Source organism: Arthrobacter sp. UNC362MFTsu5.1 (assembly GCF_000685965.1).
Lineage (GTDB): Bacteria > Actinomycetota > Actinomycetes > Actinomycetales > Micrococcaceae > Arthrobacter.
On sequence record NZ_JMLE01000003.1, the window covers coordinates 116,720 to 137,608 of the forward strand.

Genomic DNA, 20,889 nt, shown 5'->3' on the forward strand with positions numbered 1-20,889 from the left:
GGTGTCCGGCACCGGGGCCACCCATCCCGACCGCGCGGAGCGCCCCGACAAGGCGGAGCGCCCCGACCGCGCGGAGCGCCCCGACAGGGCAGAGCGCCGGCGGCGCCAGCGCGGCGGGTCCGTGCCGGTGATGCGCGCCGGCGTCATCCTCCGGACTTTCGGTCCTTTCCTGCGGCCCCAATGGCCGGGTTGCGTACTGGCAGGGTTGCTGGCCGCAGCCAGTGCCGGCGTCGCCCTGCTCAAGCCGTGGCCGCTGAAGTACCTCTTCGACGAAGTGCTGCTGCCGGCCGGCGCCCCGGGCGGACAGGACGTGCAGCGCGTCCTCGTCCTCATCGTCGGGGCGCTCGTCGTCATCACCCTCCTGGACTCACTGATCAGCGCCGCACGGAGCTACACACTCACCGTCGTCGGCGAACGCGTCTCCGCGGCTATCCGCACCAGGCTGTACGACCATCTGCAACGGCTGCCCCTGAGCTACCACGAGCGGACCCCCACCGGTGAGCTCACCACACGCCTCACCGGGGACGTTGACAAGGTGCGCGCGCTGCTCACCGTCACGTTCGTGGACGCCGCCACCAACGTGCTCACACTGGCCGGCATGGCCGGCGTGCTGCTCATCCTGGACTGGCAACTCAGCCTGGCGCTGCTGCTGGTGCTGCCCATGCTCCTGCTCACCGTCTCCAGCTTCCGCGCCCGCATCCGGGCCGTGGAGGAGAACTCGCGGGAGATCGAAGGGGACCTGGCGGCGATGGCGCAGGAATCGCTGGTGGCGGTCAAGCTGGTGAAGGCAACCGGCCGGGAGGAACACGAGTCCCGCCGCTTCCGGAGCCGTTCCGATGCCTCCGTTGCGGCTGTGCTCCGCTCCGCGCGCACCAGCGCCGCCTTCGGTGCCGCGGTGGACGCGGTGGTGGCCGTTGCCACCACGGCCCTGGTCTGGCTGGGGGCCCAGCGCGTGCTCTCGGGCGCCCTCACACCGGGCGACCTGGTGATCTTCACGGCCTACCTGCGTGACTTCTTCGGCCCCACACGGGCGCTCTCCAAGCTGCCGGCCCAGCTGACCCGGGCCGGCGTCCGCGCCGCCCGCATTGCAGACACCCTCGGCCGCCGCCCGGAGGTGCAGGACAAGCCCGGTGCCCGCACAGCCGGCCCGCCACGGCGGCGACTGAGCCTTGACGCCGTCGGATTCTCCTACAGCACCGACCGCCCCGTCCTGCGCGACGTCGACCTGAACGTACCGGTGGGCAGCACCCTCGCGATCGTGGGGCCCACCGGGGCGGGGAAGTCGACGATTGCCGCGTTGCTGTGCCGGCTGCAGGACCCCACAAGCGGCAGGGTCCTGCTGGACGACGAGGACCTGCGCGACCTGACCGGCGAGAGCCTCCACACCCAGATCGGACTGGTCACGCAGGAGGCCCTGCTGTTCCGTGCCTCCGTGCGGGAGAACATCGCGTACGCGCGTCCGGACGCCTCCGCGGAGGAGGTGGAGCACGCCGCCCGCACGGCCCAGGCGCACGACTTCGTGCGGGCACTGCCCCACGGCTACAACACCGTGCTGGCCGAGCGCGGGGCGACCCTGTCCGGCGGGCAGCGGCAGCGGCTGGCACTGGCTCGCGCCGTCCTGCAGGGCTGCCCGGTCCTGGTGCTTGACGAGCCGACCACAGGCCTGGACGCCCATTCCGAACACGCCGTGCTCCGCGCACTCCGGCACGTCAGCTCCGGCCGGACCACCGTGATCATCACGCACCGGATGGCGGCGGCCATGGCGGCGGACGAGATTGTGGTCATCGAGGACGGACGCGTGGTGGAACGCGGTACCCACAGCCGGCTCATCGCCGCGGGCGGCCTCTACGCGGAGATGTGCCTCCTCCAGGGGATCACACGCCAGGGGAGCACCGGCACCGGGCCCGCGCTGCACGGCGACGCCGCCGACTACGGGCGCCACGCGGCGTCGTCATTCGACGTCGACGCCAACTATCCCGCCACCGATTTGAAGGGAGCCCACCCATGACCGAGCCCAGTGTCCGGGCGGCAGCGAGCGACCTCGCGTTCCTCACCACCGGATCCACCGACGGCGTCCTGCCCGCCATGGACGGCGGCATATCCGACGGAGGTATTTCCGACGGCGGGGACCCGGCCGCCGTCCAGGCGGACCGGCTGCTGGTGCTGCGCAGTTCGGTGCCCCGCCAGGGCGGCCGGCTGCCCGTGACTGCGGTCGACGAGTCGGCGCTGTTCCCGGCCCTGGAGGACGCCTACGGCCTCGGCCGCTGGCGCGCGTGGCGCCGTACCGACCACGGCAGTTCGAACCTGAGCTGGTTCGTCCGCACGGACGCCGGCGATGTGGTGCTCCGCCGCTCGCACAACCTGAAGACCGTGGCGGGGGCGGAGTTCGAATGCGCCCTCATCGACCACCTCCGCGGACACGGCTACCCGGCCCCGCCCGTGGAGCGGACACGCGACGGCTCCATCTCGGTACAGGTGGAGGGCATCCTGCACATGGTCACGCGGCTGATGCCCGGCCGCGCCTACGATCCCGGCGACGCCGCCCAGCTGGTGGAGGTGGCGCGGGGACTCGGGCGCTATCACGCGATCGTGTCGGAGTTGTCGATGCCGGGATACAGGGAACGCTCCTCCGGCCTGGCCACTCTCGGACAGGTGGGGCAGGAGAAGCTGTACGCCGCTGTCGAGGTCATGGCGTCGCTGCTGGACGCCGATGCCGGTGCCGCACTGCGCGAGGACGCCCGGTACCTGGCTGACCGGATGGAGCAGCTGAACGTGGGGCTCGGGGGGCGCCAGAGGGACCTGACCTCCATGGTGATCCACGGTTCGTACGGCCAGTCGGCCGTTCTCATGGACGAGGGCCGGCTCAGCGCAGTGCTGGACTTCGACCGGTCCGCACAGGAGCTGCTGGGCCTGGACCTGGCGTATGCCTTGAGGTCGTTCTGCTTCAACGGCCCGATCCGCCGCGCCGGGTTCGGCCTGGACCCGGACCGCTGCCGGACCTTCCTCCACCACTACCGCAGCCATGCCCCGCTCGCGGAGTCGGACCTGGCGGCCATGCCCGACATTTTCCAGGCCCAGCGGCTGATGGTGGTGGTCAAGAAGTGCGAGAACCTGCTGACCAAGCAGGCGCTGATTCCCCGGCAAACCCAGGACGCCGCCAAATTCGCGCGGATCATGGACCGCGAGGCCTCCTGCATCCGTCTGCTCATGGACAACCCTTTCACCATTACGGAGGACGCATGAACCCCACGCTCAGCCGCACGCAGATCCATGCCCAAAGCCATCAGGTGAAGGAGCAGCAGGTCCTGCGTGCCGAACAGGTACGAAGCCCGGAATTCCTGGACCGGTATGTCCGCCCGCACCTCGGCTCCGCGGCCGGTGGCGGGTCATGGGCAACGAACGTGATCCAACTGGACGGCACCGGGGCCGCCACGGTGCAGATAGAACTCGACGACGGCGGTCCCGTGTTCGCCAAGCTCTTCCCCTTCGAGGACGGTCCCGCCGTGCACGCGAAGCTGCAGGCCCTGCGTAATGCCGGGCTGGGGCACGGCTCGGCGTACCAGGCCGTCGAGCCGCTGGCCTGGTACGGAGACGAGAAGATCCTGCTGTGCAGGGGAGCGCCGGGTGAGCCGATGTCCACGCTGTTCGGCGCGGACAGCGCCGAGCTGGCAGCGGCCGCCGCCCGTGCGGCGTCGTGGTTGGCCCGCCTGCACGGCCTGGACCTGCGGATCGGGACTGCGCATTCCCTCCTCGTGACAGGGGAGCTGACGAGCCTGGCCAAGCGCCTGGCCAAAGTGGCCGTGGCCAGCCCCGGTTATGTCGACGCGGCCCTGGGCATGCTCGAACGCCTGGACGGCCTGGCCCGGGACACCGTGGACGGCATCCAGTCCCAGAGCCACGGACAGTTCCGGCCGATCCACGTTTTCCTGACCGACGACGTCGTCACCGTCATCGACCTGGACCGCAGCGCACCGGCCGACCCCGCGCGCGACGTGGCGGAGTTCCTGCACAGGATGCGCCAGGGCGTGTACTCGGCCACCGGTGACATCAGCCGGGCCGACGAGCCATGCGCTGCGTTCCTCGCCGCCTACCGGGAGGCGACGCACGGCGACCGGCTGGTCAACCTGCGCTTCCACTGGGCTCGCTACATCTTCCACAGCCTCAACCGCGAGATCAAGACCGGGGATGCGGACTGGCGCGACCGCGACGACACCCAGTACCGCCTCTACGTCAATGAGTTCGAACGGGTGGCAGAGGGACGGGCGGGAGCATGACGCCGGCGGAAGGCAGCGTGCTGGACCGTGCCGGACAGGCGCTGCCTGTGGCCGAGCTCGAGGGATTGTGGCCCCTGGGCGGGTGGATCTCGGTCAGCCCCCTTCCGGGAGGCAAGAACGAGCACCTCCGCGTCGCCGCTGCGGACGGCGTCCACTACCTGCGCCGCTCCTACCGTGCCAAGACGCGGGACGAGCTCACGGGGCAGTTGCGCCTGATGCGGCTGCTCCGGGACAGGGGGTTCCCGGCCCCGGAGGTGGTGCCCGCCCGCACGGGCGCCGACTACATCGAGCTCTTCGGCCGGTGGTGGATCGCTACCCGCGGCGTCGAGGGGACGCCCTTCGACGACGGCTCAGCCGAGCACGTGCGGGCGCTGGGCAGGACGCTCGCCCGGTACCACGCCGTCGTCGCCGACCTTCCTGCGGTGGCTGCCGAGCCGGCTGTGCTCAGCGAGCTGCGGAGCCGGGCCGGTGAACAGGACGTGGAGCCGGCGCTGCGTGCCCGGACTGTGCACGTTCTCAACCAACTGACAGGCCTGCTGCCGGACCTTCCCCGGGTGGTGGTGCACGGCGGGGCCAGGCGCGGCAGCCTGGTCTTCGCCGGCGACGAGGTGGTGGGGGTCCTGGACTTCGACAGCGCCCACCCGGACGTGCGGGTCCTCGATCTCGCGGTGGCCGTTCACGACGTCGGCAAGGTGTACACCCGTCTCGGGGAGGACGACCACAAGGTGGCGCTCGACCTGGGCCGGGTCACCGAACTGCTCGAGGCCTACGGCAGGGAGGCGCGGCCCACGGCGGCGGAGGTGGAGGCGCTGCCGCTGCTGCTGGAGGCCAAGCGGCTGAAGCGGGGCCTGGGCCGGCGCAGCCGTGTCCTCGGCGGGGAAACCCTGTCCGAGAACGACCACGCCAAAATCCGTTTGGAAGACCACCGGCTCGCCTGGCTGGACGAGCACCAGGACGCCCTGGCGGCGGCCTGCCGCGCGGTCCTTGCATGAGGCCGGCGTGAGGCAGGGACCTTACAAGCTGCTGAGGAAGTCCTCCGCGAACCGCTTCACACCGTCCCATTCGGTGTACACGTAATCGCGCGACGTGTCGGTGTCCAGCGTGCCCTTGTCGCTGGCGATCTTCTTCATCACGTGGCGTTTGATGAACCCGTACTGCGTGTAGAGTAGTGCCCCGCCGAACAGACCCACCTGGGCCGGCCGCCACCCCGTCTCGGCCTCGAAGTTCTCCACGTAGCTCTCGGCGTTCTCGGTGTCACCGTGGGCGGCGAGGCTGACCGAGAAGAGCGCGGACGGGAGGCGCTTCAGCACGTCGCTGTTCGCCCGCACGAAGTCCCGGACGTAGTCTTCGTGCTTGCCCAAATGGACCGAGGCCCCGACGATAACGGCGTCGTACCCGTCCGGAATGGCGTCCCCGGACTGTTTGATGTCCGCCGTTTCCGCGTGGTGGCCGTGTGCCTGAACCACGTCCGAGATGTACTGGGCGATCTTGGCTGTCTGGCCCTCGGTGGTCCCGTAGGGAATGTAGATCCTGGCCATGGTTGGCTTCCTTGCGCTGTCGGCCCGCGAGTGGGGAGAGCTTCGCCGTGGACGATCCACAGGTTCGGCCTCATCCCAGTCTGTCAACGCCGGGCGATGCAGCCGTAGGGTCGAACGGCCCGGAACGGGGTCCGGCTATTCCGGCTGGTGGCAGAAGCAGTGAATCCGGTCGCACTGGGTGTCATAGGGGCCGACGAACGTGTAGTCATCAGGAGGATCGGCATCCTGGGAGCGTGATTCGGCCGACTGTTGGACATTTCCGGAACGTGATTTCACGGATCATCCCCCATTTCCGCTCAATGGTCGTCCCAGATCCGAGCCAAAAATGTTTCCCATAACAGGACGTTGGAGCTAGCCTACGATCCGCACGTTTCCGCTGCCGATCCGTGCCGTTTCGCCCGTGTTACAGAGCAGGCGGGTCAGGTCGGCTGGTACTGCCGGTGGAGCATCCGCATGTGCTCCTCGGCGAGTTTGATCATGGACTGGGTGGCCGGTGACAGGCTTGCGGGATCGCGGCTGATGATGGCGAACGTTTCGATCAGCGGCGGGTCCAGGCTCACGTAATTGAGGCGGTTGGTGTACCCGAGGGCCTCGGCCACCGGGACAGAGGCCACGGCAGCCGCCGTGCCGCTGGCTGCGATGGCCAGTGCTGCCGCCCCGGTCTCAACTTCGATGTCCGGAATGAAGGGCATGCCGATCGTCTGGGCGCGCTCGCTCAGCTGGCGCCTGGTGGGGTCGTTCTCGGCCCATCCTGAATCCGGAAGGACCAGCGGGCGCTGCAGGAGCCCTTCGATGGTCACCGGTTCGGTCAATGCTGGCTTGGTGTGGAAGTAGGCAGCTTCGCAGGACCAGAGGACGTCGCCCATGGTGAGCCCGCGGGCATCAATCGGCAAGGCCACGACGCCGGCTTCGAGGCGGCCCGCGCGGACAAGGTCGGCCACCTGGGCGGAGTTGGATCCGATGACGCGGACATGGATGTTCGGGTAGAGGGAGCGGAATGCAGGGATGAGGCCGGAGAGCACGTACTGCCCGCTGTTAAACATCCCGAACGCCACAGTTCCTTCCTGCCGGTCCCGGATGCCGGCGACGGAGTCCATGGCTGCCGTGTAGTCGCGGGCAACCTTTCGGGCATGCGGCAGGAACCGCTGGCCCGCCTCGGTCAGCGTCAGCCCCTGCTTGGCCCTGGTAAACAGTGCGACGCCGACACTCTGCTCAAGCTTGCGGATCTGTTCCGAGAGGGTGGGCTGTGAAATTCCCAGTTCCTCCGCTGCCTGCGTGAGCGACCCTGCCGCCGCTGCGGCCAGGAAGTAGTTGACCTGAAGGATCGTCATGGGTCCTGCCCTTTCTCCGTCTCAAGGGCTCAGCTTATAGGCCAGTGCGCATGTTGTATAGCTAACACCTATGTTTCAGGCACATTACACAAACAAGTGGTGTATTTCCGTCTTGAAAAACTTCATGCATTCTTCATGAAAAGTCTTGTGATCCAAAGGTGGTCCTGCTTACATCTAACTATTCCAAAGCTTCTACCTATGGATCAATTCGAAAGGGGCAATGCCATGGAGCTCGCAACAGAGCGCACTGTGTCACCGCCGACTTTGGGCGGGGTGAAAGTCCTCGGCCTGCACAAGTCCTACGGCAAGCACGCAGTTCTCCATGATGTGAATCTCGAGATGACGGAAGGGGAGGTGGTCTCGATCATCGGCCCCTCGGGGGCAGGCAAGAGCACCTTCCTGAGGTGCCTGAACTACCTGGAGGTGCCCACAGCCGGGACCATCACCATCGGTGACAGTACGGTTGACGCCGGCGCACGGCGTCCCGATCGCGCCTGCCTTGACCGCCTGCGGCGGGTGACGGGCATGGTTTTCCAGAACTTCAACCTTTTCCCCCACCTGACGGTGCGGGAAAACATCACCCTTCCCCAGATGAAGGTGCTTGGCCGGAGCCGGGACGAAGCGAACGCCGTCGCAGATTCCCTGCTCAACCGGGTGGGGCTGGCCGCCAAAAGCGAACAGCACCCCGCACGGCTCTCCGGCGGCCAGCAGCAGCGCATCGCGATCGCCCGGGCGCTGGCCCTGTCTCCGAAGGTGATGCTCTTCGACGAGCCGACGTCGGCCCTCGATCCCGAGCTCGGCCTCGAGGTGCTCGCCGTCATGCGGGACCTCGCGGACGAGGGAATGACCATGATCGTGGTGACCCACGAAATGCACTTCGCCCGCGACGTGTCCGACCGCGTCATGGTGATGGCGGACGGGCGAGTCCTTGAACTCGGTCCCAGCGAACAGGTCATGACCGCGCCGACCCACGAGCGCACCAAGAAGTTCCTGCGGGCGGTGCTGGACCGGTGACGGACATGTTCGCCCAGATAGCCTCCGGAGCCGGCATGACGGTGGTCATCACCGGCGCCTCCCTGCTGATCGGTGCGCTGCTGGGGCTCCCGCTCGTCGCTGCCCGCCGCTCGGCCTGGTCTCCCCTCCGGGCGCTGGCAACGGGCTACATCGACATTGTCCGGGCCATCCCGCCCATCACCTGGCTGTTCCTGATCTACTTCGGCCTGCCGCAGTACGCCCTGCGGCTCGACTCTGTGTCGGCGTCCATCGTCGGGTTTTCCGTGATCGCCTCCGCGTACATGGCAGAGACGTACCGCTCGGGCCTGCTCAGCATTCCCCGGGGACAGTGGGAGGCAGCGACCGCCCTGGGCCTGAAGTTCCTGCCGAAAGCGCGGTACGTCATCACCCCGCAGGCCTTCAAAGTAACCCTCCCGGCCGTCGCTGCCTACGCCATTTCGCTCCTGAAGGACTCGGCCCTCGCCTCCACCATCGGCGTCCACGAGATCACCTACCAGGCCGGCCTAGCCTCCCGGGCAACACACCAGGGGCTGCTGGCCTTCAGCATCGCCGGACTCCTTTACATCGCCATGAGCGTCCCGCTGGCAGTGGTGGCCCGCCGGGTGGACCGGGTGCTCCGCCGGAAGCTTGAGGTGGCCTGATGACCTTCGTCGACCAATGGATCAGCTGGCTTCCCGCCCTGACCCCGGGCCTTGGTGTCAGCCTCACCCTGACCGGGCTCTGCCTGCTCTTCGGAATGCCGCTCGGCCTGGTGCTGGCCCTCATGCTTGAAGGCCCGGTCAAGATGCTCCGTGCAGCGGCCCTCATTGTGGTGGAGGTTGGCCGCGGCGCCCCGGCCCTTGTGCTCCTCTACCTGCTGTACTTCGGGCTTCCGGAAGGCGGAGTGACACTGTCCGCCTTCGCCACCGGCGTCATCTCCCTGTCCTGGACCACCGGAGCCTACGCCAGCGAACTCTTCCGCTCCGGCCTCGCCGCGGTCCCCGCCGGCCAGCGCGAAGCGGCCCTCACCTCCGGCCTGCGCGGCTGGTCCGGGTTCCGGTACATCATCCTTCCCCAGGCCGTCCGCATCTCCACCCCGCCGCTGGCGAGCCTCGCCGTCACCATCTTCCAGACGAGCTCCCTCGCCTTCGTGATCGCTGTCCCGGAACTGATGTCCAAGGCCTACGCGCTCGGTTCCATCACGTTCGAATACCTCAGCGTGTTCGCACTGACGTCGGTGCTCTACGGATCGATCACCCTCCTTGCCCTGGCTTTCGTCCGCCTCGCTGAGCAGCGCCTCAGCCGGCACCTCTAAAAGCAAACCCACACCCCAACACCAAGCAAAGGACCCCACCATGAAAACCAACAGCGCATGGATCCGCCGCGGCGCCCCTGTCAGCGCCGCCGTCGCCGGCCTGGCACTCGTCCTGTCCGGATGCAGCACCGCGGCGGGCGCCTCCGTGGATCCCTCCTGCACCCCGAAGCACGACTTCAAGACGGTCACTGCCGGCACGCTGACCGTCGCCGCCTATGATTTCGCGCCGCACCTGAAGATCGAGGGAAACCAGATCGCCGGAGTTGAAGGCGAGCTTCTCAACGAGATCGCCAAGCGGGAGTGCCTGACCGTAACCCTCCAGGCCTCGGGCGGCGCCGGTGCTGCCATCCCGTCCGTTCAGGCCGGACGGGCGGACCTCGCAGCGAGCGACTGGTGGCGGACGAAGGCCCGCGCCAAGGTTGTGGCGCTCAGCAACCCCGTCTACCTGGATCAGGGGGCACTCGTCTCGGTGGCCGGCTACAAGACCGTTGCGGAACTCGACGGCAAGAAGATCGGGTCCGTGGCAGGAAACCTCTGGAACGACGAGTTCACCCAGGTCTTCGGCGACAAGTTCTCCGTCTACCAGGATCCGGAAGCCGTCTTCAACGACCTGGCCGCCGGCCGCATCGACGCAGTCATCGACAGCGTAGGCGCCACAACCGCACGGTTCGAGGCCAACCCGATCAAGGACGCCCAGATCGTGCCGCTCCAGCCGGATGCCCGGATTCCCGTCACGGCGCACCCCGGACAGCTGAACTGGCCAACCAAGCTTGACAACACCGAACTCACCAAAGCCATCAACGACAACATCGAAGACCTCCGCAAGGACGGAACAATCGCGGAGCTGCTCAAGAAATACGGCATGGACGCCAGCGCGGCCGACGTCGGCGAACCCGGGATGCTCTAAAGCCCGGCCCCGCACCGGAGCCCCGGCCCGTAACCACACAACACCCAACCTGGAGGAATACCTGACATGCCTGAACTGACTGAACGCGTCGCCCTCGTCACCGGAGGAGCCCGGGGCCAAGGCGCGGCACATGCCGAAGCGCTGGCCGCCGCAGGAATGCGCGTCGTGATTGCCGACGTCCGAGACGAGGACGGCGAAAAGACCGCCACCGAGCTGAGCAACAAGAACCTGTCCGTCCGCTACCTCCACCTCGACGTCACGGACGAGGCAGCGTGGGCCACTGCAATAGCTGATATTGAAAAGCACGACGGCGGACTGGACACCTTGGTCAACAACGCCGGGATCATCCGGGTCACCCCGCTGAACGAGCTGACGATCAGCGAGTGGGAACTGCTCCAGCGGGTCAATACCACCTCCGTCCTGCTCGGCATGAAAGCCGCCTTCCCGGCACTGGCCCGCCGCGGCGGCGGAACCATCATCAACGTCGCCTCCACGGCTGCGCACCGCGGAGCAGAAGCCTATGGAGCCTACTCCGCCTCGAAAGCAGCCGTCCTCGCCCTGACCCGGGCGGCCGCCCTGGAATACGCACCGCACAACATCCGCGTGAACTCCATCAGCCCCGGGGGAGTGGAGACACCCATGAACGACGACGAGCCGGCGGGCGGCACTTCGTCCGGCACGCCCCTGGGCCGGCGCGCACGGCCTGAAGAAATCTCACCGCTTGTCGTCTACCTGGCATCGGACGCCTCCTCGTTCGCCACCGGCGCCGACTTCCTGATTGACGGCGGGGTGACGATCAAGTGACCCAGCCGCAGAACATGCAGCCGCAGAAGGCAGCGTCAGGCGTTGCGCTGGTCACCGGTGCAGGATCCGGCATGGGCCGCAGCACGGCACAGGCCTTCCTTGACCGCGGCTGGACGGTCCTCGCCCTGGACGTGGCTGCCGTGGACACAGCCGATACCGACGGCAAGCTCATTCCGATCACGGCGGATGTCAGGGACCGCGACGCCGTGGACGCTGCCCTTGCCGAATACCTGCCCGGCATTGGCGGCCAGATACACGCTGTGGCCAACGTCGCCGGGATCTACCCGCCCTCCACCTTGGAAACAGCGACGGCCGAGCTGTTCCGCCGCGTCTTCGACATCAATGTCCTCGGCGTCATCAACGTCACGGCAGCCGCCCTGCCCTACCTGGGCGACGGTTCCGCCGTCGTGAACTTCGCCTCGGTGGACGGCTTCACGGTCTCACCCGGCCAGCTCATCTATGGCGCGTCCAAAGCGGCCGTCATCATGCTCACCAAAGCCACCGCCCTGGAACTGGCCCCGCGGGGGATCCGCGTCAACGCCATCGCCCCCGGCTGGGTGGACACTCCGGGCAATGCGGCAACCGGCCGGATGGAAGCCGCCGCGGCAACCATCCCGCTGGGGCGCGTCGCACAGCCGTCCGAGATCGCCGAGTGGGCCTGGATCCTCAGCGGATCCGGCACCGCGGGATTTATGACCGGCGAAACCATCACACTCTCCGGCGGCGACATCATCCGCTAGCCGCTCCACCTATCCACGTAAGGAACCAGAATCATGACACGCTACTGCGTTATCGGCGCCGGCGCGGCCGGCATTTCCGCCCTTGAGCAGCTCCGCAAAGCGGGCCACGAGGTTGACTGCTACGAGAAGACGGACAGGGTGGGCGGGCACTGGCACACCGACTACGACGCCCTCCACCTCATCACCTCGCGGGACATGACCCACTTCGAGGACTTTCCCATGCCCGCCGACTACCCCCACTTCCCCCGGCGTGACCAGGTCCGCAGCTACCTGGAGTCTTATGCGCGGGCCAACGGGCACTACGACGTGATCCGGTTCAACACAGCGGTGGTGTCCGTCGTTCCCGTCGACACGGCAGGGGCCACCGGGTCGGCCGGCTGGACCGTCACCCTGGACACCGGGGAACGCATCGACTACGACGGTGTCCTCGTCGCCAATGGTCACCTCTGGGACCAAAAGATCCCCCAGTTTCCGGGCACCTTCACCGGCAGGCAGATCCACTCGGGCTCCTACCGCAACGTCGGCGATGTGGAAGGCCGGAACGTCCTGGTGGTCGGCGCCGGAAACTCCGGCTGCGACCTCGCCGTCGACGTCGCCCAGCACCGGTTGGAAGCCGACATCGTGATCCGCGAAGGGACCTACTTCCAGCCCAAGACCTACTTCGGCAAGCCGCGCCAGGAGGTCGGGTTCCTGGCCCAGTTCTCGCCGGACGAACAGGACCTGATCAGCAGGCTGCTGGCCCGTGTCTCCATCGGCGAGTGGAACAACTACCCCGGCATGCCGGAACCCAAGCACCGCACCCTGGCGGAGGGCAGCACGGTGGTTAACGACCTGCTGCTCTACTGGGTCCATCACGGCCGCATCCGTGTGGTCCCGGGCATCGAGCGGTTCGACGGCAGGACCGTTCATTTCACGGACGGGACGAGCCGCGACTACGACACCATCCTGTGGGCCACCGGCTTCCACGCCAGCCTGCCCTTCGTGGACGAATCCCTCCTCACGCGCCGGCGCGGAGTACCGCTGCGGTACGCCGGCGGCATCATTCCCGCCGGCCTGGAAAAGCTGTACCTGATCGGCATGACCGCGCCGCGGGGGCCGCAGATTCCGGTCTACGGGGTGCAGACCAAGATCGCCGTCCGCATGATCGAACTGCACGAGGCAGCGGGCGACGGCGGCGCCGGAATCCAGGCCTACCTGTCCGCCCTTCAGGAACCTGACGACAGGATCGACATTGTCCGCGCCATCTGGGAGGAGCAACTGGCTGACACCCGCAGGCTCCTTGACGCCTTCCCGCAGGCCCAGAAGCTCAAGGACCTGGCTGGCGCCGGGGCGAAGGCACTGTCCTGATGCGCCCGGACGTTGAATGCGACGAAAACTGTCCGTTCTGTTCGGGACCCGAAACGGACTGAGGTCCTCGGCCTAAAAACGGAAGCGGACGACGGCGGGAAGCCCCGCCGTCGTCCGCCGCCAGCCGCCTGGTACTACGTAGAGCGCCTACTACTTAGAGCGCGCCCTGCTGCGCAGTTCCGGCGGGGATCGGCACCAGCCGGGTGACGTCCACCGGCTTGGCCAGAAGCCCCTCAAGCGAGGCGTTGAGCCGTTTGACGGCGTCGCCGGCGCCGTGGGCATCGAGCAGTTCCACGGTTTCCCATTTTTCTATCATCATGATCTGGCCGGTGGGGGATTCGTGGATGGCGTAGAGCAGGCAGCCGGGTTCTTCGTGCACCTCGGCGATGGCGGGGGCGAGGGCGGCGACCACCTGGTCGTAGGCGCCCTCAACGGGAGTGAATTCTGCGGTGACAATGATGGTCATCGGTGACTTTTCCTTGTGTGTGAAAGGGGATCAAGCATGGTCTGAACTGCCAGCGTAGGACCGGCCGGGAGGTGCGGGTGGTTAGCCACGCGTCGGCAGCATTCCGGCGTCGGAGTCTTTGCCGGCTGATACGAGGTTCAATCCAGTGTCGCTGTCGAAGTAGCTGGCCATTCGTGCCTCGGGGGAGACCGTGCAGGGATCTCCGGCCATCAGGCGGGTCTGGCCCGTCTGGCGGATCCAGAGGAGGTCATCCTGGTTGAGTTCCCACATGTTCAGCCCCAGCGCCGGGTCCGGCTGGACGCCGATCAGGGTGTCCGCGCCGAGGTCCTCGATTCGCCGGACCGTTCCCGCCAGGCCCGGCACGTCAACGTCGGCGGAGACCGTCAGGTGTTCCGGGCGCAGGCCCAGAGTCACAGTGCCGTTGCCGAGCCGGAGTTGTTCGGGAGCCGGGAACCGCAGCCCGCCGAGTGCCGGCTGCCCGTCGGTCACGTCCGCCGTCATGAGGTTCATGGGCGGGCTGCCGATGAAGCGGGCAACGTATGTGTTGGCAGGGCGGGCGTAGATCTCCTGCGGGGTGGCGTGCTGCTGCACGATGCCGTTGTGGAGAATGACGATCTGGGTGGCCATGGTCATGGCCTCCACCTGGTCGTGCGTGACGTAGACGAAGGTCTTCCCGGTCAGGCGGTGCAGCCGGACGATTTCGCCGCGGAGTTCCGCCCGGAGCTTGGCGTCGAGGTTGGACAGCGGTTCGTCCAGCAGGAACATCGACGGGTTGCGGATCAGTGCCCGTGCCAGGGCTACGCGCTGGCGCTGGCCGCCGGAGAGGCCACCGGGCTTGCGGTTCGCGTACTCGTCCAGTTCCAGCATTGACGAGACACTGGCCACCTGCTTGACGATGTCCTTGGACGAGCCGAAGACGCGGCGCGCGATGGTGCTTACGCCCGGGATGTGGTGCCAGCCCTTGAACTTGTCCAGGGCCAGCGGGAAGGCAATGTTTTCGCGGACCGTCAGGTGCGGATAGAGCGCGTAGGACTGGAAAACGAAAGCGATGTCGCGTTCGCGCGGGCTTTGCCGGTTCACGCGGAGGTTGTCGAAGATGACGTCGCCCGCGCTGGCGTCGGTGAGCCCGGCGATGATGCGGAGCAGGGTCGACTTTCCGGACCCCGACGCGCCGAGCAGGACGAGGAACTCCCCGTTGTCGACCTCGGCGCTGAAGTCGTGGATGACCTGGGTGTCCCCGAAGCGCTTGCTGACATTGCGTAGTGAGAGCTTTGCCATGATCAACCTTTGACTGAGCCGGCCGTGAGGCCCGAGACGATTCGACGCTGGACAAGGAGGAAGAAGATCAACGCCGGCAGGGTGAACAGCAGGGCTGCAGCCATGACGGAGTTCAGCGAGGTCAGGTACTGGCCGATGAACGAGGCCAGGCCAACGGACGCCGGCCAGAGGTCCCGTTCGGCGATGAACGTCTTGGCAAGGAGGAACTCGTTCCACCCGTCGAAAAAATTGATGACGGCGGCAGCGGCGATGCTGGGAAGAATCAGCGGGGTGAGAACCAGCGACAGGATGGTGACTCGGGGGCATCCGTCGACCGCAGCGGCTTCCTCGATTTCGTACGGAATCGCATCAATGGCTCCCTTGATGATCCAGACGCTTACGGGCATCGTGAATGCCACGTTGGCGAGGATCAGGCCGCCCATGCCGTTGAGGAGGCCCAGCGATGCGAAGAGCGCGTAGATGGGGACCACAAGGAGTGCCTCGGGCAGCATCTGGGTGGCGAACAGCAGGAAACCCGCGGCGCCCTTGCCGTAGAACTTGAACCTGGACAGTGCATAGCCGGCCAGCACTGCGAAGATAAGGGACAGCAGCGTGGTCCCGCCCGCGATGACCACGGAGTTGGTGAGCCACTTGAAGATGGGGACGCTGCCGATGAGATCGCCGAAGTCAGCGAGCCGTTCCCAGTGCGGCCACCAGCCCTGGGCCTGGCCGTACAGTTCTGAGTCCTCGCTGAGTGCGGTGTTCAGCATCCAGTAGAGCGGGAAGCCTGAGAAAAGGACCAGGGCGGCCAGCATGACGTACCGGGCGGGCTTGCTGAAGCTGCGGTTGCCCGGTGCCTTCAGCCGGCGCTTGTGCGGGGCGGATTGGGTGATTGGAGGTGCTTCTTGGGTGGTCATTGTGCTAGGCCTCCTTGGCGGCGTTGCGCCGTTCCATCATGAAGTAGACAACCGTGACCAGCAGGGACAGCACCAGGCCGAGGGCGCCGATGGCTGCCGCGCGGCCCAGTTCCTGGTTGCTGAAGGCCTGACGGTAGACGTTGACGACGAGGGTGTTAGTGGTGTCCACGGGGCCGCCGCCGGTCAGGAGGTAAATGATCTCGAAACGGCGGATGGACCAGATCGTCATGAGCAGCGTGACCACCCTGACGGTGGGGGCGATGTGCGGCCAGGTGACGGCCTTGAACGTCTCCAGCGCACCGGCGCCGTCCATGCGGGTCGCTTCGTAGAGTTCGCTCGGGATGGACTGCAGCGAGGCGAGGACCACAAGCATGACCAGGGGCATGACTTTCCAGACCGAAGTCAGGACGACGGCGGCCATCCCGAATTTCGGATCGACCAGCCAGCCCTGCTGACCGACTCCGAGGACTCCGACCACTTCGTTCAGGACGCCGTCGGACCGGTTGAAGATCCAGCTGAAGATCAGGGCGGTGGCCACGGTGGGGACGGCCCAGGGGAAGGTGATGATGGCCCGGACAATGGTGCGTCCCTTGAAGGCCTGGTTCAGGAGCAGTGCTGATCCGGCGCCGATGGCGACGGCGAAGATCACGGTCGCTGCCGTGTACAGGATGGTGGCGCCGAGCGAGTTGTAGAACTGCGGGCTGCTGAGCAGGCGGGAGTAGTTCTCCAGCCCGACGCCGGTTCCGCCGTCGGGCTTGACGAGCGGGGTTTTGGTGAAGCTGAGCTGGATGCCCTGCACCACCGGAACGATCATGAAAATGATCAGATACACGACGGCGGGGCCGATGTAGATGTACGGGGAGATCCTCTGCCACATGTGATGCCGGGAAGGGGCATCCTGGATGGGAGGCTGCGCCACGGCGGGCGGGGAGATCGAAGTTCGGAGCGACATTGCCCGGATCCTTTGCCTAGGTCTTCTCAGCCAAGCAGCTGAGTTACTTGTGTCTGTGCGGTGGCGAGTGCCTTGGCAGCGTCGCCGCCGTCCACGAGGTAGCGTTCCACCTGCGTCATGACCTCGCGCATGATGGCCTTGGTCTGTGCCTCGTAGCCCCGGATGAGGGGGCTGCGCGATTCGGAGGCGAGGTCGATGAACGCCTTGGCCCACGGATTGGCTGCGGCGTAGTCGGGAGCCAGCGGCACGTCGGTGGCCAGTGTTGACGGGCCCATTGCCGCACGGAGCGCCGCCTGGCCTTCATCGGAACCGACCCAGCCGACGAAGTCGACGGCGAGGTTCTTGTTCTTGCCGTACCCGTTGACTGCCAGCACGATTTCCTGGTGGGCCGAAGGCTTGGGCAGCGGAATCCGTTCGGCAAAGCCGATGTCGGCCGACGTCAGGGCTTTGGAGGACCGCAGGATGCCGGCCACCGTGGAGGAGACGTCGATCATCATGCCCAGGCGGCCTTCGCGGAACTTGGTGCGCATCGTTGAGGCGTCATCGCCAATGGGCATGGCACCCGAGCGGTAGATCTCGCCGAAAGCCTTAACGCCGGCGATGTTCTCCGCCGAGTCGATGGTGGGGCGTGAGCCGTCCGACCAGGATCCGCCGTGTCCGTAGGTCCACACGTCGAAGTCCATGAACCAGGAGTCGAATTCCGTCATCTGGTGGCGGACACCGAAGCCGTCCAGGCCTGTTGCGGAACGGATCTGGCTCGCGGCCGAGATCAGTTCAGTGACGTTCGTCGGCGGGGTCACCCCCGCCTTGTCCATGATCTTGCGGTTCCAGAAGAAGTTCCAGTTCAGCCGTTCCCACGTGATCCCGTACTGCACGCCGTTGACCAGGCCGGATTTATTGGTGTGGTTGAACGGGGTGCCCTTGTGCGAGGAGATGACGGAACTCAGCGGAGCCAGGATGCCGGCGTCGGCCAGCGGATAGAAATTGACGTCCTGGACGACAAAGACGTCCGGCCCGCCCTTGCCGCCGAGCTCGGTGTTCAGCTTGTCGGCGAAGGAAAGGAACGGCGTGGTGCTCTGGGCCAGGACGGCGGACGGATTCACCTTCTGGTAGGCCTGGATGGCCTTCCACATGGCCTCGCCGCGGCCCGGTTCGAGCCACTGCCAGCTGCCAAACTTCAAGGTGCCCCCGGCCGACGCGGCACGGTTGGGGTCGATTCCCGGGGTGGCCCCGCAGCCGGCGAGCACCATGCTCGCCGCGGCGGCTCCCAGGAAAGTGCGGCGGTCGATCATGTCGCCGGCACCACTTCGAGTGCGAGGGCCTCCGTCTCGCGCCGCAGCTTCAGCGCCTCTTCCAGGGAGTTGTCGATCTCGACGTCGTCCCAGCCGACGATGCCGCCTTCGGGGACGTCGTTGACGAGTTTGACGTGGTGGGCCATGGCGACGGGAAGGGCGCGGTCCCGGACGGACTTTTCGGCCGAGATCAGCTTGCCCCAGACCGTGAAGCCGCCTTCGCCGTCGAGGATTTCCCCGGCGTGCAGGTCCTTCTTGGCGCAGGCGACGACGTCGGCGTGGAAGCCTTCCGGGGCGCCGGTGGCCACACCGCGGAGCACCGCGTTGGCGATGGAGACGTTGAGCTCCAGTCCCACGTAGTGGTAGGGGCGGTAGAGGGCGGCGTACTGGCCGGTGGGGTCCGGGTGCCAGGGGTATTCCTGGAAGCAGCCGGAGACGTACTTGTTGGTGGCCTTCACCACGACGAAGACGCCTTCCTGGGTGTTGTGGGGGATCCAGTCGCCTTCACGCGTCACGCTGGACATCACGTCGACGCTGCCGGCATTGCTGAGGACGCCGCCGTCGGCCGCCGGACGGCAGATCGTGGCGATCTGTTCGACGTCGCCGGGTGTGAACGTCAGCCCTTCGTCGGACGGACGCAGGCCCGCCGCATTGGCTACGGCTGCCATCTCGATGGCGGCCTTGGTGCCGTCACGGAAAGACGTGTGCATGTAGGGGTTGAGCTGGCCGGAGTCCGTCAGCTCCTTCGAGAACTCCCAGTTTTCCCAGACGTTGTCCGGGTTCATCTGGTGGTAGTGCGAGAGGTACTTGGCGCCCTTGCCGGCGCAGACGACGTCGAAGCCGGAGGTCCGGGCCCAGTCGACGAGTTCCCAGATCAGCGCGGGCTGGTCGCCGTACGCCAGTGAATAGACGACGCCGGCCTCCCTGGCCCGCTTGGCCAGCGCCGGGCCGGCGAGGGCATCGGCCTCGACCGTGACCATGATGATGTGCTTGCCGGTTTCGATGGCGCGGAGCGCGTGGTTGATGCCGACAATCGGGTTACCGGTGGCCTCGACGATGACGTCCAGGTCCGCGTCGAAGAGGACGGATGCGTCGGTCACCACGGTGGTGGCCCTCGTGGCGATGGCCGTCCCGATGTCTTCAACGAAGGCTTCCTCGGGCCAGTCCACAAGCTTCAGTGCGCCCTTGGCGCGTTCCGCATTGATGTCGGCGATGGCCACCACGTGGATGCCGGGGATGTTGCGGGCCTGTGCCAGGTACATCGTGCCGAAACGTCCGGCACCGATCAGCCCCACGCGGATGGGGGCGCCTTCGGCCTCGCGTTCGGTCAGAAGTTTGTGCAGGTTCATAACTACCTTTCAATGGGTGCGGCTCCATCCCGTGTGGATGGCCGGCGGAAAGCATCGGGTCCGCCGCAGCGTTGCGGTGAAGTGACGCTCAGGCGGGTGGCTGGGGTGTGCTGCCTCAATCCCGGGCGGTGCTGCGGTAGACAATCGGCTCCGAAGTAAACATAATGGAACCGGTTCCACTTTTATGTCATACCTGCTCGACGAGGTCAATACCCTAGTCTGAAAAAGTTCCCGCCGGAGGTTCCGGGGAGCCGCAGTAGCCGATGGAGGAGTACACGTGCAGAAGCAGCCGACCATACGCGATGTTGCCGCGGCTGCGGGGGTGTCCGTCGCCGTCGTCTCCCGCGTCCTTAATCCGGGCTCCGGTCCCGTGGCGGAGGCAACCAGGAACCGTGTCAACGAGGTGATGGCAACCCTTGGCTACCACCCCCGTACGGCGGCCAGGGAGCTGAAGCACGGGCCTCCCACCACGCTGGGACTGCTCCTTGCCGACGTCTCCAATCCCTTCTTCGCCCGCCTGGCGGACCAGGTTGTCCAGGAAGCGCACTCCCGCGGGATCCAGGTGCTGCTCATGACCACGCAGGAGGACGACCAGCTGGAATCGGAGCGTCTCTCCACGCTCATTGAGCGACGGGTCAGCGGCATCATCGCCACTCCTACGGGGAACAACCTGGAAATCTGGAAGAAGCTCCAGGACATGGGGACCGACGTGGTCTTCGTCGACCGCTCCATCCCGGCGCTGCCGGCGGTGGACGTCGTGACCATCAACAACATTGAGTCGGCAAGGTCCGCCACGGCCCTGCTGGCTGCGCACGGACACCGCCGCATTGCAATCATCTCCGGCCCGGCGACATCAACTACCGGGCGCGACCGGATCGCGGGCTACCGCGAAGCCCTGGAGTCCGCCGGCTTGGAGCAGGACGACCTGCTCATCCGCTCCGCTGCCTTCCGCGGTGCCGCCGGTGGAGATGCCATGACGGCGCTGCTCAACCTGGCCGATCCGCCTACCGCGCTGGTGGTGGCCAATACCGCCCAGGTAACGGCCGTACTCCGGCGCCTGGCACACGCCGGGGTCTCGATTCCCGATGAGCTCTCGGTCATCGTGTTCGAGGATTCACCGTGGACCGAGCTCATGACCCCGCCGCTGACGATTGTCCGGCAGCCCATCGACCTGCTGGCCAGGCACTCCGTGCAGCTGGCTCTCTCCAGGGCGAGCGGGAAAAGTTCCGGAAAGCCGACGGTGGTCCGTGTCGACGCCGAACTTATCGAACGGTCCAGCGTGGCCCGGCCGAGGGTACGCACGTAAGTTTCCCGGACGGCGATTTACGCGGATCGACTCCCATGGTACAAAAAGTGAACCGGTTCCACTTTGATTCCACTCCGGCTCTACTGCAGTTCCCCGGGCCC

Annotated in this window: 20 protein-coding genes; 12 read left to right on the plus strand and 8 right to left on the minus strand. The window is 66.6% G+C overall.

Annotation, left to right across the window (positions count from 1 at the left end):
* Position 1 precedes the first annotated feature (1 nt).
* Genes BS38_RS24420 through BS38_RS0104820 form a run of 4 tightly spaced genes read left to right on the plus strand, consistent with a single transcriptional unit; the run spans position 2 to position 5,266 of the window.
* Complete coding sequence (locus tag BS38_RS24420; RefSeq protein ID WP_051628731.1) at positions 2–2,008, plus strand: ABC transporter ATP-binding protein; 2,007 nt, start codon at positions 2–4, stop codon at positions 2,006–2,008.
* Complete coding sequence (locus BS38_RS0104810; protein ID WP_028269758.1) at positions 2,005–3,243, plus strand: phosphotransferase; 1,239 nt, start codon at positions 2,005–2,007, stop codon at positions 3,241–3,243. Before BS38_RS24420 ends, BS38_RS0104810 begins: the two co-directional genes overlap by 4 nt.
* On the plus strand, positions 3,240–4,274 hold the full coding sequence (locus BS38_RS0104815; RefSeq protein ID WP_028269759.1) for a phosphotransferase: 1,035 nt from the start codon (positions 3,240–3,242) through the stop codon (positions 4,272–4,274). The genes BS38_RS0104810 and BS38_RS0104815 overlap by 4 nt, the downstream gene beginning before the upstream one ends.
* On the plus strand, positions 4,271–5,266 hold the full coding sequence (locus tag BS38_RS0104820) for a phosphotransferase enzyme family protein (protein ID WP_028269760.1): 996 nt from the start codon (positions 4,271–4,273) through the stop codon (positions 5,264–5,266). Before BS38_RS0104815 ends, BS38_RS0104820 begins: the two co-directional genes overlap by 4 nt.
* Positions 5,267–5,287: 21 nt before the next feature.
* Here BS38_RS0104820 and BS38_RS0104825 read toward each other — a convergent pair whose 3' ends face one another.
* Both BS38_RS0104825 and BS38_RS0104830 read right to left on the minus strand, forming a co-directional pair.
* A complete protein-coding gene (locus tag BS38_RS0104825; RefSeq protein ID WP_028269761.1) occupies positions 5,288–5,812 on the minus strand; it encodes a flavodoxin domain-containing protein in 525 nt (174 codons plus the stop codon).
* 419 nt (positions 5,813–6,231) lie between these two features.
* Positions 6,232–7,143 (minus strand): LysR family transcriptional regulator, encoded by a 912-nt coding sequence (locus tag BS38_RS0104830; protein WP_028269762.1) that lies wholly within the window; start codon positions 7,141–7,143, stop codon positions 6,232–6,234.
* Between the two features lie 225 nt (positions 7,144–7,368).
* Here BS38_RS0104830 and BS38_RS0104835 point away from each other — a divergent pair, with 225 nt between their 5' ends.
* The 7 genes from BS38_RS0104835 (at position 7,369) to BS38_RS24425 (ending at position 13,249) form a co-directional block, all read left to right on the plus strand.
* Positions 7,369–8,157, plus strand: coding sequence for an amino acid ABC transporter ATP-binding protein (locus BS38_RS0104835; protein ID WP_051628732.1), 789 nt, complete (start codon positions 7,369–7,371; stop codon positions 8,155–8,157).
* A 5-nt stretch (positions 8,158–8,162) separates the two neighbouring features.
* Positions 8,163–8,798, plus strand: coding sequence for an amino acid ABC transporter permease (locus BS38_RS0104840; RefSeq protein ID WP_043437767.1), 636 nt, complete (start codon positions 8,163–8,165; stop codon positions 8,796–8,798).
* Positions 8,798–9,451 (plus strand): amino acid ABC transporter permease, encoded by a 654-nt coding sequence (locus BS38_RS0104845; RefSeq protein WP_043437689.1) that lies wholly within the window; start codon positions 8,798–8,800, stop codon positions 9,449–9,451. Before BS38_RS0104840 ends, BS38_RS0104845 begins: the two co-directional genes overlap by 1 nt.
* A gap of 40 nt (positions 9,452–9,491) precedes the next feature.
* Positions 9,492–10,358 (plus strand): ABC transporter substrate-binding protein, encoded by an 867-nt coding sequence (locus BS38_RS0104850; RefSeq protein ID WP_051628733.1) that lies wholly within the window; start codon positions 9,492–9,494, stop codon positions 10,356–10,358.
* Between the two features lie 66 nt (positions 10,359–10,424).
* Positions 10,425–11,162, plus strand: coding sequence for an SDR family NAD(P)-dependent oxidoreductase (locus tag BS38_RS0104855; protein ID WP_028269767.1), 738 nt, complete (start codon positions 10,425–10,427; stop codon positions 11,160–11,162).
* Positions 11,159–11,902: an SDR family NAD(P)-dependent oxidoreductase gene (locus tag BS38_RS0104860; protein WP_197024898.1), complete on the plus strand. Its 744-nt coding sequence runs from the start codon at positions 11,159–11,161 to the stop codon at positions 11,900–11,902. Before BS38_RS0104855 ends, BS38_RS0104860 begins: the two co-directional genes overlap by 4 nt.
* A 33-nt stretch (positions 11,903–11,935) precedes the next feature.
* Entirely contained in the window at positions 11,936–13,249 is a 1,314-nt protein-coding gene (locus BS38_RS24425; RefSeq protein ID WP_051628734.1) for a flavin-containing monooxygenase, read from the plus strand.
* A gap of 154 nt (positions 13,250–13,403) precedes the next feature.
* On the opposite strand, the gene BS38_RS0104870 is transcribed toward BS38_RS24425, so the two are convergent.
* The 6 genes from BS38_RS0104870 to BS38_RS0104895 form a co-directional block, all read right to left on the minus strand.
* Positions 13,404–13,715: a putative quinol monooxygenase gene (locus tag BS38_RS0104870; protein ID WP_028269769.1), complete on the minus strand. Its 312-nt coding sequence runs from the start codon at positions 13,713–13,715 to the stop codon at positions 13,404–13,406.
* A gap of 81 nt (positions 13,716–13,796) precedes the next feature.
* Entirely contained in the window at positions 13,797–14,993 is a 1,197-nt protein-coding gene (locus BS38_RS24430; protein WP_051628735.1) for an ABC transporter ATP-binding protein, read from the minus strand.
* A gap of 2 nt (positions 14,994–14,995) precedes the next feature.
* Positions 14,996–15,889 (minus strand): carbohydrate ABC transporter permease, encoded by an 894-nt coding sequence (locus BS38_RS0104880; protein ID WP_081818815.1) that lies wholly within the window; start codon positions 15,887–15,889, stop codon positions 14,996–14,998.
* A 4-nt stretch (positions 15,890–15,893) separates the two neighbouring features.
* Positions 15,894–16,841 (minus strand): carbohydrate ABC transporter permease, encoded by a 948-nt coding sequence (locus tag BS38_RS24435; RefSeq protein WP_197024899.1) that lies wholly within the window; start codon positions 16,839–16,841, stop codon positions 15,894–15,896.
* Positions 16,842–16,867: 26 nt separating this feature from the next.
* On the minus strand, positions 16,868–18,133 hold the full coding sequence (locus BS38_RS0104890; RefSeq protein ID WP_028269771.1) for an ABC transporter substrate-binding protein: 1,266 nt from the start codon (positions 18,131–18,133) through the stop codon (positions 16,868–16,870).
* Complete coding sequence (locus BS38_RS0104895; RefSeq protein ID WP_028269772.1) at positions 18,130–19,482, minus strand: NAD(P)H-dependent oxidoreductase; 1,353 nt, start codon at positions 19,480–19,482, stop codon at positions 18,130–18,132. The genes BS38_RS0104890 and BS38_RS0104895 overlap by 4 nt, the downstream gene beginning before the upstream one ends.
* A gap of 277 nt (positions 19,483–19,759) precedes the next feature.
* Between BS38_RS0104895 and BS38_RS0104900 the strand changes: the two genes are divergently transcribed.
* On the plus strand, positions 19,760–20,788 hold the full coding sequence (locus BS38_RS0104900) for a substrate-binding domain-containing protein (protein ID WP_028269773.1): 1,029 nt from the start codon (positions 19,760–19,762) through the stop codon (positions 20,786–20,788).
* Positions 20,789–20,889 lie beyond the last annotated feature (101 nt).